The organism is Rhizobium changzhiense, assembly GCF_013087625.1.
Taxonomy (GTDB): domain Bacteria; phylum Pseudomonadota; class Alphaproteobacteria; order Rhizobiales; family Rhizobiaceae; genus Rhizobium; species Rhizobium sophorae.
In genome coordinates, this window is record NZ_JABFCQ010000003.1 from 68989 (window position 1) to 95919 (window position 26931).

General features: G+C 60.1%; 28 protein-coding genes. 13 read left to right on the top strand and 15 right to left on the bottom strand.

Annotated elements, in window-relative coordinates; translation table 11 throughout:
* Positions 1-2: 2 nt before the first annotated feature.
* The 6 genes from G9X68_RS15465 to ligD (G9X68_RS15490) all read left to right on the top strand — a co-directional run bounded on the left by G9X68_RS15465 (position 3) and on the right by ligD (G9X68_RS15490) (position 5441).
* Positions 3-935, top strand: coding sequence for a sugar phosphate isomerase/epimerase family protein (locus G9X68_RS15465; RefSeq protein ID WP_171603137.1), 933 nt, complete (start codon positions 3-5; stop codon positions 933-935).
* Between the two features lie 69 nt (positions 936-1004).
* On the top strand, positions 1005-1940 hold the full coding sequence (locus G9X68_RS15470) for a sugar-binding transcriptional regulator (RefSeq protein ID WP_007637081.1): 936 nt from the start codon (positions 1005-1007) through the stop codon (positions 1938-1940).
* 100 nt (positions 1941-2040) lie between these two features.
* Positions 2041-2817 carry a DeoR/GlpR family DNA-binding transcription regulator gene (locus tag G9X68_RS15475; RefSeq protein ID WP_003562480.1) on the top strand — a complete coding sequence of 259 codons (777 nt, stop codon included), beginning with the start codon at positions 2041-2043 and terminating at the stop codon, positions 2815-2817.
* Complete coding sequence (locus G9X68_RS15480; protein ID WP_171603138.1) at positions 2814-3584, top strand: triose-phosphate isomerase; 771 nt, start codon at positions 2814-2816, stop codon at positions 3582-3584. The genes G9X68_RS15475 and G9X68_RS15480 overlap by 4 nt, the downstream gene beginning before the upstream one ends.
* A gap of 11 nt (positions 3585-3595) precedes the next feature.
* The gene (gene derI / locus G9X68_RS15485) at positions 3596-4051 is read left to right on the top strand and encodes a D-erythrulose-4-phosphate isomerase (RefSeq protein WP_017996196.1); all 456 of its coding nucleotides are present in this window, start codon (positions 3596-3598) and stop codon (positions 4049-4051) included.
* Positions 4052-4391: 340 nt separating this feature from the next.
* Positions 4392-5441 carry a non-homologous end-joining DNA ligase gene (gene ligD, locus G9X68_RS15490; protein WP_171603139.1) on the top strand — a complete coding sequence of 350 codons (1050 nt, stop codon included), beginning with the start codon at positions 4392-4394 and terminating at the stop codon, positions 5439-5441.
* A 26-nt stretch (positions 5442-5467) separates the two neighbouring features.
* Here the strand turns inward: ligD (G9X68_RS15490) and G9X68_RS15495 are convergent, their stop codons facing one another.
* Genes G9X68_RS15495 through G9X68_RS15520 form a run of 6 tightly spaced genes read right to left on the bottom strand, consistent with a single transcriptional unit; the run spans position 5468 to position 10498 of the window.
* On the bottom strand, positions 5468-5764 hold the full coding sequence (locus tag G9X68_RS15495) for a YciI family protein (RefSeq protein WP_171603140.1): 297 nt from the start codon (positions 5762-5764) through the stop codon (positions 5468-5470).
* Positions 5761-6609, bottom strand: coding sequence for a dioxygenase family protein (locus G9X68_RS15500; RefSeq protein ID WP_171603141.1), 849 nt, complete (start codon positions 6607-6609; stop codon positions 5761-5763). The genes G9X68_RS15495 and G9X68_RS15500 overlap by 4 nt, the downstream gene beginning before the upstream one ends.
* 19 nt (positions 6610-6628) lie before the next feature.
* Entirely contained in the window at positions 6629-7687 is a 1059-nt protein-coding gene (locus G9X68_RS15505; protein ID WP_171603142.1) for a maleylacetate reductase, read from the bottom strand.
* A 1-nt stretch (position 7688) separates the two neighbouring features.
* A complete protein-coding gene (tsdA, locus tag G9X68_RS15510; protein WP_171603143.1) occupies positions 7689-8669 on the bottom strand; it encodes a gamma-resorcylate decarboxylase in 981 nt (326 codons plus the stop codon).
* A 46-nt stretch (positions 8670-8715) separates the two neighbouring features.
* Positions 8716-9948 carry a flavin-dependent monooxygenase gene (locus G9X68_RS15515; RefSeq protein ID WP_171603144.1) on the bottom strand — a complete coding sequence of 411 codons (1233 nt, stop codon included), beginning with the start codon at positions 9946-9948 and terminating at the stop codon, positions 8716-8718.
* Positions 9949-9958: 10 nt separating this feature from the next.
* A complete protein-coding gene (locus G9X68_RS15520; RefSeq protein WP_171603145.1) occupies positions 9959-10498 on the bottom strand; it encodes a flavin reductase family protein in 540 nt (179 codons plus the stop codon).
* 201 nt (positions 10499-10699) lie between these two features.
* On the opposite strand from G9X68_RS15520, the gene G9X68_RS15525 reads away from it, so the two are divergent.
* The 4 genes from G9X68_RS15525 (at position 10700) to G9X68_RS15540 (ending at position 13577) form a co-directional block, all read left to right on the top strand.
* Entirely contained in the window at positions 10700-11152 is a 453-nt protein-coding gene (locus G9X68_RS15525) for a MarR family winged helix-turn-helix transcriptional regulator (RefSeq protein ID WP_029871602.1), read from the top strand.
* Between the two features lie 182 nt (positions 11153-11334).
* A complete protein-coding gene (locus G9X68_RS15530) occupies positions 11335-12636 on the top strand; it encodes an MFS transporter (protein WP_171603146.1) in 1302 nt (433 codons plus the stop codon).
* Between the two features lie 271 nt (positions 12637-12907).
* Positions 12908-13141 carry a BrnA antitoxin family protein gene (locus tag G9X68_RS15535; protein WP_171603147.1) on the top strand — a complete coding sequence of 78 codons (234 nt, stop codon included), beginning with the start codon at positions 12908-12910 and terminating at the stop codon, positions 13139-13141.
* 28 nt (positions 13142-13169) lie between these two features.
* A complete protein-coding gene (locus G9X68_RS15540; protein WP_171603148.1) occupies positions 13170-13577 on the top strand; it encodes a hypothetical protein in 408 nt (135 codons plus the stop codon).
* Between the two features lie 97 nt (positions 13578-13674).
* Here the strand turns inward: G9X68_RS15540 and G9X68_RS15545 are convergent, their stop codons facing one another.
* The 6 genes from G9X68_RS15545 to G9X68_RS15570 all read right to left on the bottom strand — a co-directional run bounded on the left by G9X68_RS15545 (position 13675) and on the right by G9X68_RS15570 (position 20055).
* Positions 13675-14574 (bottom strand): carbohydrate ABC transporter permease, encoded by a 900-nt coding sequence (locus tag G9X68_RS15545; RefSeq protein WP_168315755.1) that lies wholly within the window; start codon positions 14572-14574, stop codon positions 13675-13677.
* A 40-nt stretch (positions 14575-14614) separates the two neighbouring features.
* Positions 14615-15547 carry a carbohydrate ABC transporter permease gene (locus G9X68_RS15550; protein ID WP_171603149.1) on the bottom strand — a complete coding sequence of 311 codons (933 nt, stop codon included), beginning with the start codon at positions 15545-15547 and terminating at the stop codon, positions 14615-14617.
* Positions 15548-15630: 83 nt separating this feature from the next.
* Complete coding sequence (locus G9X68_RS15555) at positions 15631-16935, bottom strand: ABC transporter substrate-binding protein (RefSeq protein ID WP_171603150.1); 1305 nt, start codon at positions 16933-16935, stop codon at positions 15631-15633.
* Between the two features lie 149 nt (positions 16936-17084).
* Positions 17085-18152: an ABC transporter ATP-binding protein gene (locus G9X68_RS15560; protein WP_171603151.1), complete on the bottom strand. Its 1068-nt coding sequence runs from the start codon at positions 18150-18152 to the stop codon at positions 17085-17087.
* A 166-nt stretch (positions 18153-18318) separates the two neighbouring features.
* A complete protein-coding gene (gene denD, locus G9X68_RS15565; RefSeq protein ID WP_171603152.1) occupies positions 18319-19305 on the bottom strand; it encodes a D-erythronate dehydrogenase in 987 nt (328 codons plus the stop codon).
* A gap of 21 nt (positions 19306-19326) precedes the next feature.
* The gene (locus tag G9X68_RS15570) at positions 19327-20055 is read right to left on the bottom strand and encodes a FadR/GntR family transcriptional regulator (RefSeq protein WP_171603153.1); all 729 of its coding nucleotides are present in this window, start codon (positions 20053-20055) and stop codon (positions 19327-19329) included.
* Between the two features lie 239 nt (positions 20056-20294).
* On the opposite strand from G9X68_RS15570, the gene G9X68_RS15575 reads away from it, so the two are divergent.
* Positions 20295-20591, top strand: a complete 297-nt coding sequence (locus G9X68_RS15575) for a PRC-barrel domain-containing protein (protein ID WP_171603154.1) — start codon at positions 20295-20297, stop codon at positions 20589-20591.
* A 73-nt stretch (positions 20592-20664) separates the two neighbouring features.
* The gene (locus G9X68_RS15580) at positions 20665-21300 is read left to right on the top strand and encodes a hypothetical protein (protein ID WP_171603886.1); all 636 of its coding nucleotides are present in this window, start codon (positions 20665-20667) and stop codon (positions 21298-21300) included.
* Between the two features lie 366 nt (positions 21301-21666).
* Here G9X68_RS15580 and G9X68_RS15585 read toward each other — a convergent pair whose 3' ends face one another.
* Together G9X68_RS15585 and G9X68_RS15590 are read right to left on the bottom strand one after the other, a co-directional pair.
* Positions 21667-22146, bottom strand: a complete 480-nt coding sequence (locus G9X68_RS15585; protein WP_171603155.1) for an LBP/BPI/CETP family protein — start codon at positions 22144-22146, stop codon at positions 21667-21669.
* Between the two features lie 105 nt (positions 22147-22251).
* A complete protein-coding gene (locus G9X68_RS15590; RefSeq protein WP_171603156.1) occupies positions 22252-23130 on the bottom strand; it encodes an alpha/beta fold hydrolase in 879 nt (292 codons plus the stop codon).
* A 213-nt stretch (positions 23131-23343) separates the two neighbouring features.
* Between G9X68_RS15590 and G9X68_RS15595 the strand changes: the two genes are divergently transcribed.
* Positions 23344-23898 carry a methyltransferase family protein gene (locus tag G9X68_RS15595; RefSeq protein WP_131641142.1) on the top strand — a complete coding sequence of 185 codons (555 nt, stop codon included), beginning with the start codon at positions 23344-23346 and terminating at the stop codon, positions 23896-23898.
* A gap of 340 nt (positions 23899-24238) precedes the next feature.
* Here G9X68_RS15595 and ligD (G9X68_RS15600) read toward each other — a convergent pair whose 3' ends face one another.
* Complete coding sequence (ligD, locus tag G9X68_RS15600; RefSeq protein WP_171603157.1) at positions 24239-26884, bottom strand: DNA ligase D; 2646 nt, start codon at positions 26882-26884, stop codon at positions 24239-24241.
* Positions 26885-26931 lie beyond the last annotated feature (47 nt).

Genomic DNA, 26931 nt, shown 5'->3' on the forward strand with positions numbered 1-26931 from the left:
CCATGCCGCTGACCCTTTCGCTCAATACCAATCCGCTGGTGAACCGCTTCGCCGACCCAGACGATCTGATCGACACGGTTGCGCGTGATTTGCGGATCCGCGACCTCCAGTTGACCCACGAGTTCATCAATCCGAGCTGGCAGGCGCCGGTCATCCGCCGCCTGACGCGCACGATGAGCGCCGCGCTGAAGCGCACCGGCGTGCGGGTTACCTCGGGCATGACCGGCCCCTATGGGCGCCTCAACCATTTCGGACATCCGGATGCCGAGGTGCGCCGCTACTACGTCGACTGGTTCAAGACCTTTGCCGACGTCACCGCCGATCTCGGCGGCCATTCGGTCGGCACGCAATTTGCGATCTTCACCTATAAGGACTTCGACGATCCGGTCAGACGCGAGGAACTGATCAAGATCGCCATCGACTGTTGGGCCGATGTCGCCGAGCATGCGCGCGCCGCAGGCCTCTCCTACATGTTCTGGGAGCCGATGAGCATCGGCCGCGAGTTCGGCGAGACGATCGGCGCCTGTCTGTCGCTGCAGGAGCGGCTGACATCCGCCGGAATGGCCATCCCGATGTGGATGATGGCGGATATCGATCATGGCGACATCACCTCCGCCGATCCCGACGACTACGACCCCTATGCCTGGGCACGCGCCGTCCCGTCGGTATCGCCGATCATCCACATCAAACAGAGCTTGATGGACAAGGGCGGGCACCGGCCCTTTACCGCCGAATTCAACGCCAAGGGCCGCATCCAGCCGGCACCTCTGCTGCAAGCGCTGGCCGAAGGTGGGGCGAAGGACAATGAAATCTGCCTGGAACTCTCCTTCAAGGAACGCGAGCCGAACGATCGCCAGGTCATTCCGCAGATCGCCGAAAGCGTCGCCTTCTGGGCGCCGCACATCGACACCGGCGTCGCCGACTTGAACATCTGAGGCGGAGATCTTTAAAAGGCAGCACTGCATACGGCGGAATCGCCGCATGACCTTCGAAAGGGAGCCGTGATGACGGACGCCGATGATACGCTTGCCGTGCGTGCTGCTTGGCTTCACTATGCCGGTGGCCTGACGCAGTCCGACGTTGCGCGCCGCCTCGGCGTGCCGTCGGTAAAGGCCCATCGCCTGATCGCCAGAGCGGTCGCCGATGGCGTCGTCAAAGTGACCATCGACGGGGATATCGTCGAATGCGTCGAGCTGGAGATGCGGCTTTCGGAACGGTTCGGGCTTCAATATTGCGAGGTCGCACCCGATCTCGGCGAGGAAGGCTTGCCGCTGCGCGCACTCGGCCATGCAGGCGCCGGCTATCTCAAGCGCGAGATCGAGCGCGGCGACAATACAGTCATCGGCCTTGGGCATGGCCGCACGCTTTCCGCCGCCGTCCAATATATGCCGAGGGTGAGCGCGAAGAACCTGCGCTTCGTCTCGTTGCTTGGCGGCCTGACACGAAACTACGGTGCCAATCCCTATGACGTGATGCATCGCATCGCCGAAAAGACCGGCACCCATGCTTATGTCATGCCGGTTCCCTTTTTCGCCAATACCGGCGAGGACCGCGAAGTGCTGAAGGCGCAGCGTGCCGTCAAGGAGGTCTTCGATCTTGCCAATAATGCCGATCTGAAGCTCGTCGGCCTGGGCACTGTCGATGCCGAGGCGCAGCTGGTTTTGTCCGGCATGGTCGAACCCGGTGAAATCGACGACATCGCTGCCGCCGGCGGCGTTGGCGAAATCCTCGGACATTTTTTCGACGCCGACGGCCATATCCTCGACACCGCGCTGACGGCGCGCACGCTGTCTGCGTCTTTTCCCAAAACCAAGAAAGAGCGGCTCGTGGCGCTGGCGGGCGGACAGTCGAAAGTGGCGGCCATCCGGGCAATTCTGAATAGCCGCCGCCTTTTCGGGCTGATCACTGACGAACGAACCGCGCAGGCGCTGCTGAAGTAGCTATGGAAACACAACAACATTTGATCGCAAAATAACATAATAAATGTTGATTATCACGCATATTCCGTTATCTTAACATCAAACGAGGGTGGAGATCGGGATGAGGCGGGAAGAGCGGCAGCAGTTGATCGTCAACCTGCTCGTCGAAAACAAGACCGTCGATCTTGACGACCTTGCCGATCGCTTCACCGTGTCAAAGATGACGATCCATCGCGATCTCGACGATCTCGAGCAGGCCGGCGTCCTGCGCAAGGTTCGCGGCGGTGCGACCATTGACGCCGGAACGCAGTTCGAAAGCGACTTTCGCATTCGCGAGCGCCAGGGCAACGAGGCCAAGCTGGCGATGGCTGAGACCGCGCTGGAACTGGTCGAGCCGGGGATGACGGTGATGGTAAATGACGGCTCCATGGCGGCCGTGCTCGGCGAAATGCTGCTGCAGAAGCGGCCGCTGACCTTGATCACCAACAACGCGGCGATCATGGAGCGGCTGAAAGGCGAAGCCGGCATCACGCTGATCGCGCTCGGCGGCATCTACTCGGCCAAATTCAACGCCTATCTCGGTGTTGTCACCGAGGAGGCACTGTCACGCCTGAGAGCCGACATCGCCTTTATTTCGACGCCTGCCGTCAGCGGCGGGCGCGCCTATCACATGGACGATAACGTCGTACGTGCCAAACGGGCGATGATCGCGTCGTCGACCAGAACCTGCCTTCTGGTCAACCATCAGCGCATCGGCCACACCGCGCTGCATGTTATGGCGGATCTGGCCGACTTCGACGCGATTATCACCGACAGCGCACCGGATGCCGCTGTCCTGGAGGAATTCGAGCAGGCGGGCATTACGCTCACCATCGCATCAACGCAGGATCCGACATGACCGAAAAGCCGCACTTCTGGATTGGCACCAGCTGGAAGATGAACAAGACGCTTGCTGAAGCCGAGCATTTCGCCCGCGGTCTCGAAGCTGCCGATGCCGCGCGCGACCCGCGTATCCAGCGCTTCGTGATTCCACCCTTCACGGCGGTGCGCGAGGTCAAGGCGATGCTTGCCAAGACCTCGGTGAAGGTCGGCGCCCAGAACATGCATTGGGCCGACCAGGGTGCCTGGACCGGCGAAGTCTCGCCGGTGATGCTGAAGGACTGCAATCTCGATCTCGTCGAGCTCGGTCATTCTGAGCGGCGCGAACATTTTGGAGAGACCGACGAGACTGTGGGTCTGAAGACCGAAGCGGCCGTTCGCCACGGCCTCATTCCGCTGATCTGCATTGGCGAGACGCTTTCCGACCGCGAAAGCGGAAAGGCTGCCGACATCCTCGCAACCCAGGTGCGCGGCGCGCTTTCGAAAGTTTCGGGCGCCCAGAAAAGCGCCGAAATCCTGCTCGCCTACGAACCGGTCTGGGCGATCGGCGAGAAGGGCATCCCGGCGACTGCGGATTATGCGGATGCCCGCCAGTCCGAAATCATCGCCGTTGCCGAAGCTGTGCTGGGCCGGAAGATCCCCTGCCTCTACGGCGGGTCGGTCAACCCGCAGAACTGCGAAGAACTGATTTCGAGCCCGCATATCGACGGGCTCTTCATCGGCCGTTCGGCCTGGAATGTCGAAGGTTACCTCGACATCCTGGCCAGATGCGCCGCCAAACTCTGAGGAGAAAGACAATGAAGCTTGCCATTGCAGGAGACAGCGCCGGCGAAGGCCTTGCCAAGATCCTGGCCGACCATCTGAAAGAGCGCTTCGACGTTTACGAAGTCTCGCGCACCAGCGCCGGTGCCGATCCTTTCTACGCCAACCTCTCGGACCGCGTCGCCTCAGGCGTCATCGACGGCACCTACGACAAGGCGATCCTCGTTTGCGGCACCGGCATCGGTGTGTGCATCTCGGCCAACAAGGTTCCGGGCATCCGCGCCGCCCTGACGCACGACACCTATTCGGCCGAGCGTGCCGCGCTTTCCAACAATGCGCAGATCATCACCATGGGAGCCCGCGTCATCGGAACGGAGCTTGCAAAGTCGATCGCTGACGCGTTTCTGGCCCAGACCTTCGACGAGAACGGCCGCTCTGCCGGTAACGTCAAGGCCATGGACGATCTTGACGCGAAGTACAGCGCCCGCTGAAGAATGCTGATGGTGATGCCGGGCCGGGGTGTGTTCAAGCCACTGAGGCCGCACCGGGAGGACCAGCGCGACGACTGCTCGGCCCGATCCACGGGAGGCATCTCCGCGTTAAGTCCTTGAATTGAGATTCGTTTCGACTCGGAACAATCGGCCGATTGATTCGGTTGAGTCGCGTTGTTGCCATCGAAGCGAAGAAGAACCAGATGAAAAAGCTGAGCAGGCCAAAGTCCAAGGCTGGGGAAAAGCAAGAGCCGGCATCGAGCAATATCATCAGAATCATGAGTGCTCGGCGCAAGTCGGTCGACGCCGAAAACCACCCGGGGAGGCGTCAGACCTACTCATGAAGCGCTCGCGCCGCCCCATTCTGCCCTTGCTCGACGAGTCCCGCTCAACGCTGCAGTCTCGTCCGATCCGCAAGCGCGACCCCGACCAACCCAGCCTGCCCTTCGATCCAATGCCGTCGCGCGTCGAGCCCTGCCTTGCACTGCTGAAGCCGACCGTGCCCGTGGGGCCGGATTGGCTCTATGAGGTGAAGTTGCATGGCTATCGATTGGCAATCCACATTGAGCCGAAGGGTGTGCGGGTCATCACCCGCGGCGGCCATGACTGGACCCATCGCTTCCCCACCATCGCCGCCGCAGCGAAAGAACTTGGCGTAACGACCGCCATTCTCGATGGCGAGGCCGTTGTACTCGATGATCATGGCCGATCGGATTTCGGCGCCCTGCAGCGCTCGCTCGGCGGGCGGGGCGGCAAGCGAGTATCGACCGAGTCGATCCTGGTCGCCTTCGACCTTCTCTATCTCGATGGACACGATCTGACCGGCACCGAGCTTGATGTACGCCGGCACCTGCTTGAAGACCTGATACCGGAAGGCGACGATCAGACGATCCGCATCTCCGAGGAGATAGAGCTGCCGGCGGAAGATCTCCTCGAGCACGCCTGCCATCGTCATCTGGAAGGCATCATCGCCAAGCATCGCGACCGGCCCTACGGCAGTGGCCGCACGGGCGACTGGCTGAAGATCAAATGCGTCCAGAGCGAGAGCTTCATGATCGTCGGTTATGAGCCCTCCGCATCCGCCCGCGGCGGCATCGGCAGGCTGCTGCTGGCCGGCAGACAAGGGCTGGACTGGATTTACGTTGGCTCCGTCGGAACTGGTTTCGGTGCCAGCGATGCTGAATACCTGAAAAAGACGCTGGACCGGTTGAAGACGAGCCGGCCGGTCGTTCCCCTGAAAGGCAAGCGCCTCGTCCTCGTGCAGCCGACGCTGATCGCCGAGATCGAGTTTCGCGGCTGGACGGATGACGGCAATCTCCGCCATGCCTCGTACAAGGGACTGCGCGAGGTTCAAGACAACGCCGCTGTCTTCGATATGACCTATATCTGATCGCTTTCAGCAGGTTAAAAAGCCGATCAGAGGCTCTCCAGATGAAGCCCAAAACTGGGCCGCCATTCGAATATATCGACGCTTGCGTAAACACCGGAACGGACGAAGGGGTCTCCTGCGCTGAACGCCTCGAACTCGGCGAGCGTTTCGACTTGCGCGATCACGATTGCGGTGGAACCCTTGCCCTCCGCCGGCGGTGCGGAAGGCCCGGACAGCAGGATGCGGATCGCCGCACCATGAAGATAGGCCTTGTGCTCATCGAGCAGCCGGGAGCGTTCGGCAGCCTTGCCGGGGTCGGATATCGCGTAGCGGGCGACGATCATTGTCTATTCTCCACCGGCGTCAGCACGAAATCGAAATCGGAGCGCCAGATCGTCGGATGATCGACACGCTCAAAAGGCGCGACCAGGCTGTTTTTGACACCAAACACCGTATCGGATTCCAGATAGGGATCGTCGCCGACAAACGTGTGGGTTACGAGCTTCTGATAACCTGAAGCCGTAATCAGGTAATGGGTATGGGCAGGACGATAGGGATGGCGGCCGAGGGACGTCAACATCTGGCCGACCGGGCCGTCATCCGGGATTGGGTAGGAAACCGGCTTTATGCCGACGAAGCTATAGGCGCCATCTGCGCCGGTGACGAAAATGCCCCGGTTGTTCCACTTCGGCTGGATATCCGGCTGCTGGACGTCGTAGAAGCCATCAGAATTATCCGACCATACGTCGATCCGGGCTCCCTCGATCGGATTGCCGTCAAGATCCAGCACCCGGCCGATGAAGAGACAGCTCTCGCCCTTGCCGTCGAGCGAGATGTTTTCTCCCATCTGCCGTACGGGCGCCTCTTCGACATGGAACGGTCCAAACACCGTATTTTCCGTGGCGCCTGGCGGACGCCGGTTGTTGATCGCATCCACCAGCATCGACAAACCCAGCGTATCGCTGAGCAGGATGAACTCCTGCCGCTCATCATGACAGAGATGGCCGGCTCGGGTCAGGAAGCCTATGGCCAGCTCCCATTCCGCCTGGGTCAGGCTGATATCCTTGGCAAAGGCATGCAGGTGCTTGACAAGCGACGCCATGACTTCGGCCAGGCGCGCATTAATGCCCTGCCCCATCCGCGAGTTGACGGCTTCCACGGATCTCTCTTCGGTGAAATATTCAGGCACGTGGCCATCCTCCTCAGCATTAACGCGGCCGCGCGCCCTCCCAGGCGCTCTGCAACAAAGCCCGGATTGCTTCCCGTTCGATCGGGCGCGGGTTCCAGTAGGGGTTCTGGGCGGCGAGTTCCGCCGCGTGGTCCAGATCGGCTTCCTTCATACCTAGATCGCGCAGCGCCAGCGGGGCGCCGATCGAAGCTGCAAAATCATAAAGACCGCTGCCCAGCGAGCCGCCGAAAAGATCGGCAGCGGGTTTTAGCGCATCCGCTGCGGCTGAGGCGTTGAAGGCAGCAGAATGGGGAAGAATGACCGCATGGGTTTCCGCATGCGGCAGATCGAAACTGCCGCCCAGCGTATGGCAAAGCTTGTGGTGCAGGGCCATGCCAACCGCTCCGAGCACCGTGCCGCACAGCCAGGAACCGTAAAGCGCTTCGCTTCGCGGCTCGATGTCCCCAGGGGCATTGACGATTTGAGGCAAAGCCTGCTTCAGCGCGCGCAAGCCCTCGACCGCCATCATTGACGAAATTGGATTGCGATCCTGTGCATAGAGACCTTCGACTGCATGCGCCATCGCATTGAGTCCGCTGCTGACGCTGATGTTGACCGGCAATCCCAATGTCAATTCCGGGTCGTAGATCACCACTTCGGGCAGGATGCCGGGCCCGCGGACCGTCGTCTTCTGCCCGTTCTCTGTCTGGCCGAGGATCGGTGTAACCTCCGACCCCGCATAGGTCGTCGCCACCACGATTTGTGGCGCGTCGTTGCGATAGGCGATTGCCTTGCCGAGACCGATCGTCGATCCGCCGCCGATCGCGACCACGCAATCGGCGCCGGCTGCGTTATATGCCGCCATCGCGCGCTCGGTCACATCGACCGGCGTATGCATCGTCGCATCGTGGAACAATCCCGCCGCAAGCGGGCCGAGGGATGCGGCGATCCGTTCAGCTTCCGCCTTCTGGTGCGGGGTCGAAAGGATCAGGGCGCGCTTGCCGCCCTGCCCTGCAATCGCCTCGGCGAGACGGTTCAACGAGCCGCTCCCGAAGAAGACCTGGGCCGCGCTGGCCGTGTATCTGAAAGGTGCAACCATGCTATCGATCGAGTTTAAAGAGTGAAACCGCGTTGGTGCGACCGATCTTCAGACGGTCGGCTTCGGAGATGGTCGTGCTGTCGAACCAGTTTGCAGCATGGTCGATGTTCTCGAATGGCCAGTCCGTCGAGAACAGAATTCGGTCTGCGCCGATTTCCAGCATAGCATCGATCAGCGATTGCGTGCGGAAGTTCCCCGACGTCGTGATGTAGAAATTCTCGTTGAAATAATCGGCAATCGGGCGTTTGGCCGGATAGTTCTTTTCCACCTTGACCCACGCATTCCGGTTGTCAATGCGCCACATCATGTATGGCAGTCCCTCGCCCATGTGACCAACGATGATTCGCAAAGCCGGATGTTCGTCAAACAGGCCGGATCCCATCAAGCGCAGGGCATGAACTGCGGTCTCCTGCGCGAACGCCCATGTCGGCCCCATCAGCCAGGAATGGCCAGCATAGATCCGGCTATCCTGCGGCAGCGGGTTGCGTGGATGCAGATAGAAGGGAACGTTGAGTTTTTCGACTTCGGCCCAGAACGGACGGTATTGCGGCAGGTCGTAGTAGAGCGGCGTCGTTCCGTCGCCTTCCTGCGAGAAGCCATTGACCAGTGCGCCGACAAAACCCATCGTTGTCACGCAGCGCTGCAATTCCTGCGCAGCCACATCCGGATCCTGCAGGGGCAAAGCGGCAAATCCCAGGAAACGGTTCGGGTTTTTGAGGCATTGCTCCGCCAGAAAGTCGTTGGCGCGTCGGGAAATCTCCAGGGCCTTTGCCTTGTCAGGGATCGCCTGCACAGCCGGAGCGTTCAGCGACAGGATCATTTTCTCGATGCCGTGGGAATCCATCAGCCGCAAACGCTTGTCCTGGATATCCAGAAGACGGGCGGACAGTTCCGTCCAGTAGTCGCCCGGCACGAATCCAGCCGAATCCTGCAGCGTCTCGGGAATGGCGAAATGTTCTTCAAGCGCGATCTTGCCTTGCACGATATGCTCACTTTCCTGTCTTAATCGAAATACTAAGGATGGCGGATCAGAATTGCCCCTTGGGCGGAAGACCGAGCAGCTGCTGGCCGACCATGGTGCCGACGGCATCCCAGTTCATAGAAATGTGGCGCCCGACGGCATTTGCATCTCGCCATGCCCGCTGGACGGGGTTGGACATCTGGAGGCCGAGGCCGCCTGTCGATGCATTGAGTGCTTCCACAGCCCGAAGAGCCAGGCTGACCGCAAAGGACTGGCTCCGCCGGGCAAGAATCCGATCTTCCTCGGTGATCTCGCCGGTGCCATCCTCGCGGGCCTGGGCCAGTTGTTGCGCCCGGGCAATATCGCGCAGCATGATTTCGCGGGCCGCATCCACGGAGGCCGAGGCTTCCGCCACGCGAAGCTGAATCGTCGGAAACTCGGCGATCTTGTTGTTGCCGCCGGCAACTGCACCACGTGTCACACGGGCCCCCATGTGGTCGATATAGCTCTCCAGAGCGCCCTTCGCCGCCCCGACGGCTGCGCTGCCGAGGCAGAACGGAACCCCCATGAGGAGCGGAATGTTGAAAAGGCCGATACCCTTGTAGCCACGTCCGCCCGGCGTTCTGCCCGAAGTCGCATCCGGAAAGCTCAGTATGCGGTATTCCGGAACGAAGACATCCTTGAGGATCAGGCTTTTTGAGCCGGTGCCCGCGAGGCCGACCACGTCCCAGGTCTCGGCGATGGTATAGTCGCTGGCGGGAACCAGAAGAAACGCCGGTACAGGACGCTCCCCCTCGCCGTTTGGCGGAATGATCGCCGCACAGAGCGCCCATTGGGCATTTTCGCATCCGCTCGCAAAGGCCCAATCGCCGGATAGCCGGAAACCACCCTCGACACGTTCAGCCATACGGACCGGCGCATAGGAACCGCAGAGCAGCGCATCCGGATTGCTGCCCCACACCTCCTGCTGAACCCTTTCATCGAACATGGCAAGGAGCCATTGATGCGCGGAAAGGAGGCCGGCAACCCAGCCGGTGGAGGCGCAGGCCGACGACAGCTCGATATTTGCATCGACAAGCTCGGCAAACGATCCTTCGTCGCCACCGAAACGGGCGGGCTTGACGATATCGAAATAGCCGGCGGAGCGCAGCAGATCGATATTGCGCGCCGGCACACGGCCGGATTTCTCGGTATCGCGCGCGCCCGCACGGATTTCGTCCAGCACCGGGGCGATGCGATCTTTAAGGCATGCGTTCTCAACCCGCGCCGCGGCGGGAAACAGGGCAGCTGTATTGTTCATGGAACTACTTTCAGTTCTGGGATGCAGGGAGCGCGTGTTGTGGTGCGCAATATTTGGAGTTCTCGTACATCAGCGCGACGGTGTCGTCGGAATGGCGTGTATCGACCACCTGCCCGATGAAGATCGTGTGCGTTCCATAGGGAACTGCGCCCATGCGTCGGCAGACAACCGAGGCATGAGCGGAGCCCAGCACCATCATGCCGCGCTCATGGCGAACCCAATCGGCAGCGTCGAATCGTCGCTCAGGCGCAATCTTGCCGCTGAAACCTTCCGATACGGCTGCCTGCCTGTCGGTCAGAACGCTGACGGCGAATTCCGGCACCTCGAGCAGCATGTCGTGCAGGTAGGTGCGATTGTTCAGGCAGATGATGAGAGATGGCGGATCCATCGAAAGTGATGTGACGGCGGTGGCCGTCATTCCATGATCCGCACCATTGCGACAGGCGGAAATGACCGTCACCGTCGCCGGGAAACGGCGCATGGTCGATCGAAACGCATCGCTGATCGGCGCGGGGGCCGGCGCTATGCCGAGGGCAGCAGTGGCAGACATGATTTCCTCCCGTGTCTCGTTGGCGTCAAAATTATTGCATTTGCAACTATTGTCAATGCAAATTTAGAAATTGGGCGGGAAAATGCTTGATCTACCCAGCCGTTCTCGGCGGTCGAAAGCCAATCATGTTGTCATCCCGGTCATTTAGGTGCATGTCGGAGAGAGCCCTCAGCAAGCCGAATCCCGCCAGCAGACAGAGACATGTACAAACTTACCGATTCCGTTCCCTATCTTCTCAATCGCGCCGGCGTGCGGATAGCCGAGGTCTTCGCGCAGAGAATCGCCGAAGACAATCTCAGCGTGGCGATGTACCGGGTTCTGGCCATGCTCAAGGAGCGCCGGGAGAGCACCCTGGGGGATCTCGCCGACGTCGTCTCTGTCGAGATTTCGACGCTTTCGCGCCTCGTTGGCACACTGGCCAAGCGCAAGCTGGTGTCGCGAACACGTCCGGAAGATAATGGCCGTATCGTCATCGTGAGACTGACCCCGCAGGGTGAGGCGCTGACGGAAAGGCTCATGCCGCTTGCCGTCGAGCTTGAGCGTACCGCGGTTCAGGACATGTCGGACGAGGAGGTCGCAGCACTGAAGAAGGCGCTGCGCCGCATGCACAGCAACCTGCCGGCAATGTCCGGAAAGGGAAAAGTTGCGGGCTGAAAAGTTTGCAGTTGCAAATATTTTATTCGCAAGTATTTAATAGCATGTCATCGTTGTCTTGACATAGCCCGTTTGCGGGTGAGTCTGGCGCTGGGAGGAACCACGCCGGCAACGATCCAGGAGGATTTGTACACGGATCGACGCGGACCTGCCGCTGGCAGGAGCGTACTTCCTGTACGCAAATGTATGGGGAGGGAAAATTGGCCATACAAGATCTCGCTATTATCAACGAACGTGTTCGCAGCCCGAATATCATCATCGCCCTTTGCGGTCTGCTGATCCTGTTCGACGGCTATGACCTGATCGTTTACGGCGCAGCCGCGCCGGCGTTGCTCGGTGAAGCCAGCTGGGGCTTGACGCCGGGCATGGTCGGACGCGCAGCCTCCATCACCCTGTTCGGTATGCTGCTGGGCGCTCTCGTTGCCGGAACACTTGCTGACAGGATAGGTCGTCGCAAGGTCATCATCGGCAGTCTGCTGAGCTTTTCCGTGATGATGATCGGCAGCGGTCTTGCGCCGGACTTTCTCGTTTTCGAAGGAACACGCTTTCTCGCCGGCCTGGGCCTTGGCGCTCTTTTTCCAACGGTAACCGCTTTGATCATCGAGTTTTCTCCGCCGAAGCGGAAGGCAATGGCCTACTCGATTGCTCTTCTGGGGTATCTGGCCGGCGGCATCATCTCGGGTATCCTCGGAATGCTGCTGGTACAGACATACGGATGGCGTCCACTGATGATCATCGGCGGCGCACCGATCCTGCTTCTGCCTTTCTTCATCCGCCTCATCCCCGAATCCCCCGAATGGCTGGCAACGAAGAACCGCCAGACCGAAGCCAACCAGATTGCAAACCAGTACGCGCTGCCCGATCCCGTAGCCAGGCCTGTTGCGTCCCGCCAAGTGGGCATCCGGGCGCTGTTTTCCGAAGGTCGCCTGCTGCCGACATTGAACGCATGGGGCATCCACTTCTGTTCGCTTCTGCTCACATTCGGCATGGTCAACTGGCTTCCGACCATCATGAACAAGATGGGCTATGACCTTGGTTCCGCCCTGCTCTTCTCCGTAACCCTCAATCTCGGAGCCGCAATCGGCCTCCTGATCGGCGCAAGGATTGCCGACCGCGGAAATGTCAAAATAGTCGTCGCAGGCATGTTTCTTCTCGGAGCCTGCTCGATCTGGTTGCTGACGCAGGTGGATCAGGGCCTCCAGGTCTATGGACTCGTCGCACTTGCCGGTACAGGAACGATCGGCACGCAGATCCTCGCCAACGTTCTCGTTGGAAACCTCTATCCGGTCGAGATCCGTGGAACTGGCCTTGGCTTCTCGCTCGGCATCGGCCGTATCGGAGGCATGATAGGACCGGCCATCGGCGGTGCGGTTCTGGGTGCAGGCCTGGCTCCGCAGTGGAACTTCTACATCTTCGCATCGGTCGGAGTCTTGGGATGCGTCCTCGCGCTCATGACGTTGCTGTATCGCAAAAAGGCTGATTGACGGCCAGATTGCCGGCAGGTTTGGCATCCAGAACCTGCCGGCAATGAAACTTTGTGAAGTCAATGCCTGATCATCGCCGACGGCTCTTGCGCGTTCACCGAGGCGAAAGACCGGAAGCGCAAGGACAAGTGGTTGCTGCCGGCGGCACGCTGGCGATCGAGCAGGTCGGCTAAATCCCCGTGTCGTAAAACAAGATAAATAGTCGACGAAGCGGCCGACATCCCGTATGCCGCTCATATGTCGCTCCGACAGGCAACAGAAAGTGACAACTATGGCAAACCCGCCCCGCAGATCTGTCAATCCAATGGATGCTGCCGAAGCGTTGTTCAAACCCGCGAAGAAGAAGCCGGAACAAGCTGTTGAGCGGCCGGCGCTGCCGAATACCAAGGAGCTTGTTTCGCTCAAGATCGACAGTGATGTGCTTGCCTTTTTCCAGGGAGATGGCCCCGGCTGGCAGGATCGGATCAACGATATATTGCGCGCCGCGATGAAGAACAGGCTCTGACCCTGTTGCGCCGTCTTGTACGCCACGGATGGTCGCTGTGATGCCGAATGCACTGCATCGGCTTCTCCGCAGCGGCGTCATCCATGTTCTCGTCGCCTTGTTGGCGATGGGCAGTTGGGCGGTTTTCGCCAATCGCGCGCACGCCATGCCATTGCCGCTCTATGCCGGCCTTGTGCAGGGTGCGATATCCGCCTGCCTGACGATTTTTCTGAAATCTGTGATCGACTGGCTTTCAAAGCGCTTCGTCGGATCTGCACGATTTTGGGCGCCGCCTCCCATTGCTTGTCTCGGCTCAGCCAGCATTCTCGTGGCAATCCATGCAGCAACCGGCACACCGGAAATACTCAAGACCATCGCATTTCCGCTGCTCGTATCGACGAGCTATGCGGCAATCTACAATTATTCGATCTCGGCAAGACGAGGTTTCGATACATGATGGGCAGGTACTTGATCCCATTTTGCGGACACTCCTCCCGCGCACGGTAACAAGCAGTTGCATGCTGAGGAAGCAAGGGCGTGTCCGCGGTAGACGGTCACTCCTTCACCGCCCCCGTCATCGATGAGACGTAGTAGTCCACGAAGAACGAGTAGAGGATGACCACCGGGAGCGAGCCGAACAATGCGCCCGCCATCAGTGCCCCCCATTCGAAGACGTCGCCGCGCACCAGTTCGGTCAGCACGCCGACCGGGATGGTTTTGTTTTCCGAGGACTGGATGAAAGTCAGCGCATAGATGAATTCGTTCCAGGATAGCGTGAAGGCGAAGATGCCAGCCGAAATCAACCCGGGCACGGCGAGCGGCAGAATGATCTTGGTGAGAATCTGCCATCTGTTGGCGCCGTCCACCAGCGCGCTTTCCTCCAGCTCGAATGGGATCGACCGGAAATAGCCCATCAGCAGCCAGGTGCAGAAGGGAATGAGGAAGGTCGGATAGGTGAAGATCAGCGCCAGCCGCGAGTCATAGATCCCGAGCTTGAAGACGATGAAGGCAAGCGGGATGAAAAGGATCGACGGCGGCACGAGATAGGCGAGGAAGATGACGAGGCCGACCGAACGGGAGCCGGTGAAGCGCACGCGCTCTATAGCATAGGCGCCGAAGACCGAGGCTACCAGCGAGAGAAAGGTGGAGCAGACTGCGATCAGCATCGTGTTCCACAGCCAGCCCGGATAGGAGGTCTCAAGGAACAGGTATTTGATGTGCGCAAGCGTCGGGCCCACCACCCAGAAGGGGCTGTAGTTGCTATAGTCGGTCAGCTGCTCGTTCGGCTTCACCGCGGTGATTGCCATCCAGTAGAACGGGAAGAGCAGCACGAAGACGAAGACGGCCATCGGCAGATAGAGCATCACGATCCGTCGCGGCAAGCGGTTCAGATAGCTCATGCCTTCGGCATTGTCGGTCACGACCTGATCGGCGGCGTTTGAATTTATCGACATCATCACTCTCCCTAACCCCAATTTGGCTCTAACCCTGGCCTTAATCCTGGCCGCCCTGTTGCCATTTGCGCCGCTGCAGACCGAAGAAGCTGAACATGATGGCGCCGAGCAGGAAGGGCACCATGGCGACCGCGATGGCCGCACCCTCGCCGAGCTGCCCCCCTGGAATGCCGCGCTGGAAGGATAGCGTCGCCATCAGATGCGTCGCGTTGACCGGCCCGCCCTTGGTCAGCACGTAGATGAGCTGGAAATCGGTGAAGGTGAAGAGCACCGAGAAGGTCATTACCACGGCGATGATCGGCGTCAGCATCGGCAGCGTCACATAGCGGAAACGCTGCCAGCTCGTGGCGCCGTCGAGCGAGGCGGCCTCCTGCAGCGACGCTGGAATCGTCTGCAGGCCCGCAAGCAGCGAGATCGCCACGAAGGGAATGCCGCGCCAGACATTGGCGATGATGACGGATATGCGCGCATTTATGGGATCGCCGAGAAAGTTGATCGGCCCGCTGATCAGCCCGAGCTGCATCAGCGACCAGGAGATGATCGAGAACTGGGAATCGTAGATCCACCAGAAGGCCAGCGCCGAAAGCACCGTCGGCACGACCCAGGGAAGCAGTATGATTGCCCGGAAGAAGGACTTGAACGGCAGATGCTGGTTGAGCAGCATGGCCAGCCAGAGGCCGAGCGCGAATTTCAGCACCGAGGCAACGGAGGTATAGAGAATGGTGTTGAAGACCGACAGCCAGAAGACGCTGTCGTCCATCAGGAACTGGTAGTTCTCCAGCCCGATGAAGATGCCGTCGCGGCCGATCCTCGTATCGGTGAAGCCGAGCCAGACGCCGAGCCCCAGCGGATAGGTGAGAAAGCAGACGAGGAACACCGCCGCCGGCAGCATGAACAGGAAGCCGAGCACGTTGTTGTTCTGCAGGAGCGAAGAGATCGGCCCGCGTCTATCCTCCGGATTCACCATCGACATTGCTTATCTCCAGATTGCGTTTTGAACTCGCAGAGTGCTTGCGGCATGCCGAAGCCGGCATGCCGCTTGCTTTGAAGCGCGGCTCAGACGCGATAGTAGCGGTTTGCCCGGCGTTCCGCTTCCTTCATCGCATCCTCGGGCGACATCTGGCCGGTGACGGCGGCCGCATACATGTCGACCAGAACGTAGTCGGCCATGGTCGCTGCCGAGGCATAACCGAGCGGGCCGGCATAGCCGTTCGGGCGCAGTTTTTCCGAGGCGCGCGCATAAGGCGCGTGGATCGGGTCGGAGGTCCAGATCGGGTTCTGGGCGAAAGCCTTGAGCGGCTGGCAGCAATAGGCGCTTGAGCCCTGGATCCAGGCATTCATCTGGTCGGCTTCCATCATGAACTTGAGGTAGGCCTTCGCCGCCTCCGGATACTTCGTATGCTTGAAGAGAAGCAGTGAGCTCGTCTGGAAAAGCTCGACGCTCTGGCCAACCGGGCCGACGGGGAAATTCGTCGTGCGGATGTCCTTGGCGATCTCGGCGAGCTTCGGGTCGTTCTTGGCCGTGTAATAGACCGAGACGCCGTTGGCGATCAGCGACACCTGGCCGGCGAGGAAGGCGCGGTTGTTGTTGACGTCCTGCCAGCTTTCCGTGCCCGGAATGAAGGTCGCATAGAGCTCCTTGGCATAGTTGATCGAATCAAGTGTTTCCGGGCTGTTGATCGTCACCTTGCCGCCTTCGTCGACCATCTTGCCGCCGTGGCTCCAAAGCAGCCAATGGGCGTAGTTGTTGCCGTCGCCGACGGCCTTGCCGTGCGGGAAGCCGGCCGGCGTGCCTTTGGCTTTCATCGCCTTGCAAAGCTCGAGGAAGCCTGCCGTGTCTTTCGGGAACTCGCTGAAGCCGGCTGCCTTCACGTGAGTGTCGCGATAGACCACCGCATTGCCGATTGCCGCCAGCGGCATGGCGATGAAGGTATCGCCGCGCGCGGCATAGCCCTTCACACCGTCATACCAGCCGCCATACTTGTTGCCGAGATAGTTGGCGAGCTCGGTCAGGTCGACCAGCTTGTCGGGATACTGATGAGCGTCGTCGAACCAGCACATGATGAGGTCCGGGCCGGAACCGACATTCGCCGCGACAGCAGCCTTCGGGCGGATATCTTCCCAGCTTTCCTTGTCGATGCGCACCTCGACGCCGGTCGCTTCGGTGAACTTCTTGGTGTTGGCAAGCCATGCCTCCTCGTCGCCCTTGACGAAAGGTGTCCAGCGCAGCAGCCGCAGGCTGGCGCCGCTTTCCGGTGTGTAGGTCGGTTCGGCCTGCGCGAAGGTCGGCCGGATGCCGAGGCCGGCGGCGCCGGCAACGGCAGCCGAGGCGGCAAGAAAGTCACGTCTCTTAAACCTCATGATATTCCTCCTCTTCAAAAAAAGCGGGTGCGAACTCCCCGCCATTCACCTCCCGCTTGGTGAACGACGGGCCTTGCATCCCTGAAACGGGGTGCTGCCGGCCTGCGGGCGACGGGGGCTCCTCCGCCCCGCGCAGCCGCCGGACGGCGTCAGTCGGTCAATCTCCGGCCGCTCTCGGCATCGAAGAGATGAACATGCGCGGCGTCGATCGCAACGCGCAGGGTCTCGCCCGGCCGCGCGCTGACGCGTTCGCGGAAGACGCAGCTGAGATCGCTGCCGCCGAGCCGGAGGATAAGATGCGTCTCGTAGCCGGTGGGCTCGATCACCACGATTTCACCGGGCAGGCCATTGGCATCGAGCAGGATGTATTCCGGGCGAAGCCCGTAGACGAGGTCGCGCCCCAGGGCGTCGGCAGGCGGATTGGAAACCGGGAGCGCCGTGCCGTCCGGCGCCTTGAAACTTTTAGGGTTTTCGGGGTCGAGCCTGCCCCTGATCATGTTCATCGCCGGCGAGCCGATGAACCCGCCAACGAAGAGATTGGCCGGTTTGTCATAAAGCTCGAGCGGAGTGCCGATCTGCTCGACGACGCCGTCATGCATAACGACGATCTTGTCGGCCATGGTCATGGCCTCGATCTGATCGTGGGTGACGTAGACCGTCGTCGTTTTCAGCCGCTGGTGCAGTTCCTTGATTTCGGCGCGCATGGCGACGCGCAGCTTCGCATCGAGGTTGGACAGCGGTTCGTCGAATAGGAAGACTTCCGGATCGCGGACGATGGCGCGGCCCATGGCGACGCGTTGACGCTGGCCGCCGGAAAGCTGGCGCGGATAACGGTCGAGCAATTTGTCGAGACCGAGGATGCCGGCGGCATATTTCACTCGCTTCTCGGCTTCCGCCTTCGGCGCCTTGTTCAGCATCAGCGAGAAACCCATGTTCTCCTGTACCGTCATATGCGGATAGAGCGCATAGTTCTGAAACACCATGGCGATGTCGCGGTCCTTGGGCGGCAGCGTGTTGACCACGCGTCCGCCGATCTTGATCTCACCGCCGGAAATATTCTCAAGTCCCGCCAGCATCCGCAGCAGCGTGGACTTTCCACAACCCGACGGGCCGACCAGGATCACGAACTCCCCGTCGGCAATGTCGATATCCACGCCTTTGATGACCGGAAATGACCCGAATGATTTCCGCACATCCGCGAATTGAACGCCTGCCATACCCACTCCTCCCAGAAATCGAGCGCTACATGCTATGTATTCGTATTTTCGTATATCTTGCCGGCGGCCTTATCTTCTCAAGTCCTTCTGCCGCCGCAATCCCGCATATGCGGGTGTGCCCTGGCGGTACTCTCCTCCTATGGGGCGGTTTTAGCCCAGCTCAATCTCATCCGGACGCACCCGGAGCGTCTTCCGCGAGGTAGACCTCGATCAGCTCGTCCACCGTTGTCTCGGCGACGAAACCTAGTTGCGTGGCGCGTTCGGGCGTAAAGGACTTCGGCCATCCGGCAACGATCCCTTCAATGACCTCGTCGCTGCGACGATCGATCAAGTCCGCCGCCTCGGGACCGGCAGCACGGCGCAAGGCGGCAATCTGGTCGGCAACGGTGGCGGCGACGCCCGGCATGGTGAGCGTGCGTCGGACACCCAGCGCCGCCGTGTCGAGCGTCGCAGCATGGATCAGGAACTTGATGGCGGAACGCGGGCTCGCCAGCCAGTGCTTGACCGTTTCCTCGACCGGAAGAACAGCCCGCTGGCCTGCGAGCGGTTCACGCAGGATTCCGGAAAAGAAGCCCGATGCGGCGGCATTCGGCGCACCCGGCCGGATCACGATGGTCGGCAACCGAATTCCGACGCCGTCGATAAAGCCGCGCCGCGAATAGTCGGCGAGCAGAAGCTCGGATATCGCCTTTTGAACTCCGTAGCTTGTGAGAGGTGCGAGCACGTAGTCGTCGGGAATCGGATCCGGAAACGGCGAGCCATAGACCGCGATCGATGAGGAGAATACGAACCGGGGAACATAGGCTTGCCGGCTTCCCTCCCGGCGGATCGCTTCCAACAGCGATCGCGTGCCATCGAGATTGACCCGATAGCCGAGTTCGAAATTGCGCTCGGCTTCGCCGGAAACGATCGCGGCGAGATGGAAGATCACGTCGGCCCGGCGAGCCGCCAGGGCTTCCGCCGCACCACTTTCGGAAATATCGGCAGCCAGGGCTTCCACCGGCCAGGAGACACCTGCGGGCACCGGCGGAGCCGCGACATCTGCGAGCGTCATGCGGGTGATTGCTTGATCGCCGAGGGAACCGCTGCGCCCCAGTGTGGCGGCGAGCTTCCGGCCGATCATTCCTCCCGCCCCGATAATGAGAATATGCATCGTGTTTCGCCTCCCTGCGAACTACGAGAAGAGTAACTTGGTCGTTGTATAAATACGGGTTTCGTGGATCGCGAAGGCAGCGGACGCGGCATCCGGATCCCGCGTCTCCAAACCGGCGAGGATCATCCGGTGATCGGCGATGCTCGTGGCGATCGTTCCGGGCTGCGATACGACGCGCCTTCGGTGGCTCAGCAGATAGGAATAGAGGTCGGCGGCCATGTCAGCCAGCACCGCGTTGCCGCTGGAACGGTAGATAAGGGTGTGAAATTCCCGGTCACATATCAAAAAACGAACAGGATCGTCACAGGCGGTTTCTTGTGCTGCGATCGACTTGCGGAGATAATCAAGAGTTGAAGGCTCCATCTTGAGCGCGGCAGCCCTGACGACCTGTGCTTCGATCAGCAGCCGCGCCTCGTGAACATGGTCGAGACTGTAGGCCGCAATGTCGCGATACCGCGCGGCCTGGACCGCCAATTCGCCGACATCCTCTGATGCCACCACCGTGCGCGTTCCCTGCACGACCGAGAGAATCCCGTGGGTGGAAAGAATAAGGATCGCGCCACGGACGGTCTCGCGGCTGACCGAGAGTGCGGAGGCGAGTTCACGTTCGCTGGGCAAGGGATCGCCCACTTTAAGGATGCCAGTGGCAATGAAGGTCGCAATCTTCTGGACGACGAAGTCTTTCATCGACTTCTTCGGCGCTCCACCGAGCGCTGCAACGTCGTCTTCGAGCATCGCTCGAACATCCATTGCCTGCCCCTCCCCGCTCAGGTCTACTGGTCCGGTAAGTGGACCAGTAGACCTGAGCAAAAGAGGATTGTCAACGCATGATGGCGCGCGATCTACCCAACCGTTATTTGGAGCAGTTTTGTGAATGGCAATATCAGCACGCCGCGAAAACCAGCTGATCACAGCGCCGGACGGAGTGTAGTCGCCGGAACATTCAGTTTGCGCTTCGATTAACCCTCCTCCACAAAGGAGGAACGATCATGGATCACACCAACCACGTACGCTTGACGACTTCAGAACTTACCCCTGCCGTCCTCGAAGGTGCCACCATCTATGGAGCCGACGATCACAAGGTCGGCAAGGTGGATCATATCCATGGCGCGGGCGCCGGCGGCTCCGCGGTCATCGACGTCGGAGGCTTTCTGGGTATCGGCACGAAGCCTGTTGCAGTTCCGATCTCGGATCTTGAGTTCATGCGCGATGAAGACGGTGACGTTCATGCCGTTACGAGCTGGACCAAGGACGAGCTCAAGCAGATGCCCGAGCACCGCGACTGAGCGGAATCAGATGATGCCTTCCGTCCTGGCGTAGTCGTTGACGCTGCAGAGCGGAAGGCCCATCTACTCGTACATGGCAAAACCCAAGACCACCGACGATGCGGAGCTGATCAAGGAGTGGCCCCTATCGACCGCAGCCACGCTCGGATCATCCGTTCGCGCGAAGGGGATTCTGCTGGAAATTCGCGCACGTCTGCCTTTGGCGGTGAGAAAGTCGCTCGAAATCGAGGCGGGTGCTCTGACGTTGGCGATGGCTGAAACGGCTAAGAGTGCGTTCCGTGCTGCTTCGTCAGTCGTTTCCAACGCGCTCGAAGACATCGAAAGCCTGCCTGTGATCCCCCGTGAAATCCAGGATATCCTGACGATCTCTATTACCGAGAGACATCGCTGGCTCAGTGATGGGCGCTTGCCCAGCGCAGGAACCCGCACGGTGAAGCTGCGTGGGCGGGCGAAGAAAATTACCTTCCACGTATTCGACCCGCGCGTGGTGGAGGACATCCTCGACCGAGACCTGGTGACAGTCTGGCGCGAAGAGGATGCTGAAGCTAGGGCCGAGAAACGACGACGGGCAGCCTTGAAAGCGAAGTTGACGCGTTCGCTGAAGACCAAGGCCAAGACCCCTTCGAAACCTGATGTCGACGCCGACGATGCGTCAGGTTCGAAACCTCTCGGCTGGGAAGAGTTCAGTCGCGATGGGTTGCTCCGCTAGGGCGGCGGAACCTCTGCAACGCAGTCTTCGATCCCTTCCTAATAGCCGCCGAAGGCATTTCGGCGACCTTGAAGATCGGGTCGGCATCACAGGCGTGGTGGCCTCCACCCCTCCACCGGCATGCTGCAATACAGCTCTCCGGAATTTCTCCTTCGCGAGGAGGACGAGACAGTTAAGACTGTCACCGAGGGACTTCCGTCTCATCGGCGACGTGCGGACGCCGATGAAGGATCTACATTCCCTGGATGAAAATCTTCGAATCCGGCGACAGCTCTCAGCGGTATTCGCTTCGTCAGGGTACTAAGGCTGGAGAAGCTTTTTGGCGGCGTCAATCCGCAACTCTGTCTAACGGTGTCGATCCACTGATCACTTCTCGCAAAGCTTGGCCAAGTTCTTCTCCAGACTTCGCCTGAGGGCGCCAGAGATTTCAGTCTCAAGTCCTTTGACGATGTCGCCGAACCGGCCACCGGTCTTCACGATCTCGATGGAGGTCTCGGTCATCTTGCAGGTCGTAAGGTCGACCTTCAGCCGAACCTCAGCGGTCGCTGAAAAACCCCCTTCGACCAGCGCTTCGTCCGAGGTCTTGCAAGCAAGCGTGCCGCGGGCGCTCGCCTCCGCGGTGTCGCCATTCACCGACAATTGCAGGTTTTCGATCTTCACGGAATCGAGCTTGTCGACCCCTACCTCCACACTGATTCCGAAGCTCGTTACCTTGGTCTTCAACGACCTGCATGGCTGCGCATCTCCGATGGCCCTCTCCAGGGCATTCGGTGCCTGTGCGTTGGCGAAGGAGCATGGCTGGAGGAGAAAGACTCCTGCCGCTAGCAGGCCTAAACAATTCTGCATCGCTTTCCCATCTCCCTGGATTTCATGCAGGCGCCTCTGAATGATAGGGCGGGATCGGTCTGCGGGAAAGGCAATGGCGGTTGACCGCAGCTCCGCGGATCGCTTTTAGTACACTGATCTGTTCGAAAGAAAGTGATGATTTTTCAGGTTGATATTGGCTTCATGAGCGGCGACTGTGTTCAGGAACCGGTCGAGCATCGAGTTGAAGCTCTCCGGCTTTTCCCAGAAAGGCGCGTGACCAGCACCTTCCATTACATGCGCTTTGCCTTCGAAGAGCAAATGGATGTTCAGGCCCGAAAAATAGCTGAGTTTGACAAAGGGGTCATAAAACCCATTCACAAAAGCAATGGGTATATCAGCCTGTTCGACGGTGCGGCGCTGATCCACCCCCTGCCCCCGCAACATTGCGCGAGAAAAAACGCTCCTTAGTCTTCCGTCTGCACGCGCTATAGCATCGCGAAAGGAGGGGTTGCTCGTGTCTCCAAAGCAAAGAGACTGAAACCGCTCCACGTCACGCGATGTAAAGTTCTCTTTTGATGCCAGAAGAATATCAAATGATGGATGGAATCCCCGCAGCATTCCGAGGAGACCGCTGGGGACCGGTGGCGTGCCGCATAACATCAGGCCCGAAATGCCGTTGCCGCTGCCCGCCATCTCAATCGCGACGTGACCGCCAAGCGACCATCCCAGCACGGGAAAGCGATGAAGCCCCAGGCGGGCTGCCACCTCTCCTATGCAGTCGGCAAGACCGGTGGCGGTGTAAGTTGACTGCGGATCTCGAGCGTCGCTCGATTCGCCATGTCCCGGAAGATCGATCGCAATCAGACGCCAATTCCGGGACAAATGGCTGTGTAGTTGCCGTGAAAAGACCGTCCGTGAGCTGCCCGAACCGTGTATCATAACGAGTGGTGCAGCGCCATCAATAGTGTCACTGATGCGCACAGCGCCGTGGCTGGTGTGGATTGTACAGTGAAATACGTCCATAAGCTGCGACCCCTAAAGCGCAGCCCAAATCTTGCACGAAAATATCTACGGCAGGTGCATGATCATCGTAAACCAGATCTAAACCAGATCGTGCAATCATGACTCGTTTCAGTGCGGTTGCGTATCATACATCAATCATTTGCCTTGGCGTTTTATACGGGTTAGGTCTGTCGCAGCAGCAATTGTAACCAACCTTTCAAGCTGGGTATCGAGATGCAATTTCTTCTGGACTTTATTATTTCGATCACCAGCCTGACTATCGTCGGGTCCTACGCGTGGTCGTTGCGAGGCCACTTCAACTCACCGAAGATGGAAGCCGGAGCAAAGCTGATCACCGTCGGCGTCATCGCGACGACGGCGTTTTTCCTGTACCTGGTTTGGTCCGGGACGCAGATGCTATGGGTACAGGTAGTAGGACTCGGATTTGAAATCGGGTCGGCGGGCTTGTTCTGGTGGGCTGTGTCGGCGTCGCGACAGGCCAGGTTGCGCTTTGTGTTCACCCTCGATCATCCAGATAGTCTTGTCACCGACGGTCCCTATCGCTACCTGCGGCACCCTTTTTACACGTCCTACCTGCTCTTCTGGTCGGGGTGGGCGCTGGCATCATGGTCGATATGGTCGATCCTGCCGGTCTTATTTTTTACGGTTGTCTACGTGATTGCAGCCCGCAATGAGGAGAGGAAGTTCTCCCTATCACCGCTGGCATCCGAATATGAAGCCTATCGGCGCAAGACGGGCTTGCTGACACCGTGGTTCGATTGGCGGTAAACCCGCCTCCGAGGGAAGGCACGCATGGCGGAACCGCGTCAGACGCGATGAAACTTACCACGAGGCGGCGGCCCGATAGACGACTGACCTCTCGACGATGCGATAAAGCAGTCAGCGTCGAAAGCCTCCGACCGATGGACTTTTCGGACTGCTCCACGGAAACTGTCGATCGTGGCCAGGCGAGTGTCGTTACCCGCAACAAATCCAACTTGAACACCGCGGCATTAATCCGACGCCTGGCCCGGCTGTCGCCACGGTGGACCGCCGGGCGCGAACTCCCAAAGCAATTCCGGTTCGGGCTAACTATCACCTCGAACCCGGTCCGCGGATAAGCCCTCAATCAAGCCGCCACCCGCGCCTTGGCGAGCCGCTTGATCGCCTGTTCCAGCGGACGCTTGCCATCACCGTAATCTTCCCAGGCAGAGGATTTCGACAACAGGGCCGGAACGGTGCGGATGGTGAAGCGCTTGGGGTCCAGATCTGATTTGACCTGCGTCCAGCTCAGCGGCATTGAGACGGTGGCTCCCGACCGGGCACGCGGCGACAAAGGTGCAACCGCCGTCGCCATGCGGTCATTGCGCAGATAGTCGAGGAAGATCCGACCGTTCCGCAGGCTCTTCGTCATCTTGATCAGATAGAGATCGGGATTGTCGCGCGCCATCTGCTGGCAGACATCGTGCGCAAAACCCTTCGCTTCGGCCCACGAAAGCGGCTTGCGCTTGTTGACCGCAAGCGGAGTGACGACGTGCAGACCCTTGCCGCCAGTCGTCTTGCAAAAGCTGATCAGGCCGAGCGCGTCGAGACGATCCCGCATTTCGCGCGCTGCCGAAACGATCGCGGAGAACGGCACGTCCGGACCTGGATCAAGGTCGAAGACGAGCCGGCCGGGCACCTCAGGCTGATGCGGTTCGCAATTCCAGGGATGCAGTTCGACGGCGCCGATCTGGGCGACGGCAGCCAAGCCTTCGACGCGGTCGATTTGCAGATAGGGCTTTTTATCGCCGAAGACCTTGACCAGTTCGACAAGGTTCGAGGTGCCGGGCATCGCATGGCGTTGGAAAAACTGCTCGCCGCCGATCCCGTCGGGCGCGCGGATGATGGAACATGGCCGTCCCTTGATGTGATCGATCAGCCAGGAGCCGACGGCTTCGTAGTAGCGGGCCAGCTCTTCCTTGATGACGGGTCTGCCGTCATTGGCATCCGGCCACAGCGGCTTGTCCGGGTTGGAGATCAGCACCCCCATGACCTCGGCCTTGGCGCCCTTTTTGCGGGTAGGTCTGGCCTTCGCCTCCACGGCCGGCTGCGGCACGTCAGTTTGCGCGGGCTTTGCCGGCCGTTCGGCCTTGACCTCTTCGGCCGGCTTGTCGTCCCGCAGTCCCTTGAAGGCCGCCTGCCGGACAATACCGTCGGCGGTCCAGCCTGCGAATTCGATTTCCGCCACGAGCTTGGGCTTCAGCCAGGTGACCTCGGCCTCCTTCTTCGGCGCGCCGATGCCGGTGAAAGGTGATTTTGCCGTCTCGAGCGCCTTCAACTTCGGAAGCAGCGTTTCAACCTTCTTCGCGCCATATCCTGTGCCGACTCGGCCGACATAGACGAAGTGGTCGCCGCGGTAGACGCCGACCAGCAGGGATCGGAATTTCCCGTTGGTCTTGGCATAGGCGCCGATCACCACCTCGTGGCCGGCGCGGCATTTCGACTTCGCCCAGCTTTCGGTACGGCCGGATTGATAGGGGGCATCCGCCTCTTTCGAGATGATGCCTTCCAGCGAGAGCTTGCAGGCAGACCGGAGAACTGCATCGCCGCCGGTGTCGAAATGCTCGACGAAACGGAGGCGCGGATCATTGCCGGCGTCGGACAGAAGGCTTTGAAGCCGCGTCTTGCGCTCGACAAGCGGCAGAGATCGCACGTCCTCGCCACCCTCATAGAGAAGATCGAAGGCGAAATAGACGAGCTCGCCGGTCTTGCCTTCCGAAAGGGCCGCCTGCAGGGCCGCGAAATCAGGAACGCCATTATCGTCGAGGGCGCAGATCTCGCCGTCGATGATCGCATCGGGCAGTATCGATGCCGCCTCGGCGATCTCGGGATATTTTGCCGTCCAGTCGAGCCCTTTCCTGGTCTTCAGCGTTGCCTCGCCATCCAGCACCCGCATCTGGATCCGGTAGCCGTCGAACTTGATCTCGTGAATCCAGCCGGTCCCGGCCGGCGGGCGTTCCAGGGTCCGGCAGAGCTGCGGCGCAATGAAATCCGGCAGATTGACCTTTGTGGCCGGTCTCGATTTTCGACCGCCTCCGGCGTCCTCTTTTCGCTCTTCGGCAGCCAGTCCGTGATTGCTATCCCAGACGGCATCAGCCTGAACGTCGCCACCCTCGACCATGAAAGGCTTGGGCTTTCGTCCCTTGCCGGCGGCAATCATCTCCATGGTTCGGCCGGAGGCGACAGAGGTGTCGTTCTCCTCGAGGATCGCTTCGCCATTGTTTTCGACAGAGAACTCATCATGGTGTTTGATGAGCAGCCAATTTGTCCGGTTGCCGCCGTTGCGATCATTGCGCATGCGCACCAGCACGAAGCTGCCGTGTAGGCGTTTGCCTTGCAGCGTAAACTTGAAATCGCCTTTTGCCAGCGCCTGCTCCGGGCTCTTCTTTCCTTCCGGTTCCCAATAGCCCCGATCCCATAGCATAACCGTGCCGCCGCCATACTGGCCTTTCGGAATAGTGCCTTCGAAATCACCGTAGTCCAGCGGGTGGTCCTCCACCTCGACGGCCAACCGCTTGTCGTGCGGATCAAGAGACGGGCCTTTGGTGACCGCCCAGGATTTGAAGACGCCATCCAGCTCAAGCCGCAGGTCGTAGTGCAGCCGGGTGGCATCATGTTTCTGAATCACGAAGCGACGGCGATTGCTGCGGGCGAGCTGCGTATCGCCGCTCGGCTCCCCCGTCTTTTGAAAGTCGCGCTTCGACCGATAGGTCGATAGTTTGTCACTGGCCATGGTCGTTCCCGAAAGCAACCCCGACAGCGAAATGCCGCCTGGCGGCT

Excerpts from the sequence above, each read along its gene's own strand:
- G9X68_RS15465 (WP_171603137.1), top strand. The coding sequence starts at position 3 with ATGCCGCTGACCCTTTCGCTCAATACCAATCCGCTGGTGAACCGCTTC.
- G9X68_RS15470 (WP_007637081.1), top strand. The coding sequence starts at position 1,005 with ATGACGGACGCCGATGATACGCTTGCCGTGCGTGCTGCTTGGCTTCAC.
- G9X68_RS15475 (WP_003562480.1), top strand. The coding sequence starts at position 2,041 with ATGAGGCGGGAAGAGCGGCAGCAGTTGATCGTCAACCTGCTCGTCGAA.
- G9X68_RS15480 (WP_171603138.1), top strand. The coding sequence starts at position 2,814 with ATGACCGAAAAGCCGCACTTCTGGATTGGCACCAGCTGGAAGATGAAC.
- derI (WP_017996196.1), top strand. The coding sequence starts at position 3,596 with ATGAAGCTTGCCATTGCAGGAGACAGCGCCGGCGAAGGCCTTGCCAAG.
- ligD (WP_171603139.1), top strand. The coding sequence starts at position 4,392 with ATGAAGCGCTCGCGCCGCCCCATTCTGCCCTTGCTCGACGAGTCCCGC.
- G9X68_RS15495 (WP_171603140.1), bottom strand. The coding sequence starts at position 5,764 with ATGATCGTCGCCCGCTACGCGATATCCGACCCCGGCAAGGCTGCCGAA.
- G9X68_RS15505 (WP_171603142.1), bottom strand. The coding sequence starts at position 7,687 with ATGGTTGCACCTTTCAGATACACGGCCAGCGCGGCCCAGGTCTTCTTC.
- G9X68_RS15515 (WP_171603144.1), bottom strand. The coding sequence starts at position 9,948 with ATGAACAATACAGCTGCCCTGTTTCCCGCCGCGGCGCGGGTTGAGAAC.
- G9X68_RS15520 (WP_171603145.1), bottom strand. The coding sequence starts at position 10,498 with ATGTCTGCCACTGCTGCCCTCGGCATAGCGCCGGCCCCCGCGCCGATC.
- G9X68_RS15525 (WP_029871602.1), top strand. The coding sequence starts at position 10,700 with ATGTACAAACTTACCGATTCCGTTCCCTATCTTCTCAATCGCGCCGGC.
- G9X68_RS15530 (WP_171603146.1), top strand. The coding sequence starts at position 11,335 with ATGTATGGGGAGGGAAAATTGGCCATACAAGATCTCGCTATTATCAAC.
- G9X68_RS15535 (WP_171603147.1), top strand. The coding sequence starts at position 12,908 with ATGGCAAACCCGCCCCGCAGATCTGTCAATCCAATGGATGCTGCCGAA.
- G9X68_RS15540 (WP_171603148.1), top strand. The coding sequence starts at position 13,170 with ATGGTCGCTGTGATGCCGAATGCACTGCATCGGCTTCTCCGCAGCGGC.
- G9X68_RS15545 (WP_168315755.1), bottom strand. The coding sequence starts at position 14,574 with ATGTCGATAAATTCAAACGCCGCCGATCAGGTCGTGACCGACAATGCC.
- G9X68_RS15550 (WP_171603149.1), bottom strand. The coding sequence starts at position 15,547 with ATGTCGATGGTGAATCCGGAGGATAGACGCGGGCCGATCTCTTCGCTC.
- G9X68_RS15555 (WP_171603150.1), bottom strand. The coding sequence starts at position 16,935 with ATGAGGTTTAAGAGACGTGACTTTCTTGCCGCCTCGGCTGCCGTTGCC.
- G9X68_RS15560 (WP_171603151.1), bottom strand. The coding sequence starts at position 18,152 with ATGGCAGGCGTTCAATTCGCGGATGTGCGGAAATCATTCGGGTCATTT.
- denD (WP_171603152.1), bottom strand. The coding sequence starts at position 19,305 with ATGCATATTCTCATTATCGGGGCGGGAGGAATGATCGGCCGGAAGCTC.
- G9X68_RS15570 (WP_171603153.1), bottom strand. The coding sequence starts at position 20,055 with ATGGATGTTCGAGCGATGCTCGAAGACGACGTTGCAGCGCTCGGTGGA.
- G9X68_RS15575 (WP_171603154.1), top strand. The coding sequence starts at position 20,295 with ATGGATCACACCAACCACGTACGCTTGACGACTTCAGAACTTACCCCT.
- G9X68_RS15580 (WP_171603886.1), top strand. The coding sequence starts at position 20,665 with ATGGCAAAACCCAAGACCACCGACGATGCGGAGCTGATCAAGGAGTGG.
- G9X68_RS15585 (WP_171603155.1), bottom strand. The coding sequence starts at position 22,146 with ATGCAGAATTGTTTAGGCCTGCTAGCGGCAGGAGTCTTTCTCCTCCAG.
- G9X68_RS15590 (WP_171603156.1), bottom strand. The coding sequence starts at position 23,130 with ATGGACGTATTTCACTGTACAATCCACACCAGCCACGGCGCTGTGCGC.
- G9X68_RS15595 (WP_131641142.1), top strand. The coding sequence starts at position 23,344 with ATGCAATTTCTTCTGGACTTTATTATTTCGATCACCAGCCTGACTATC.
- ligD (WP_171603157.1), bottom strand. The coding sequence starts at position 26,884 with ATGGCCAGTGACAAACTATCGACCTATCGGTCGAAGCGCGACTTTCAA.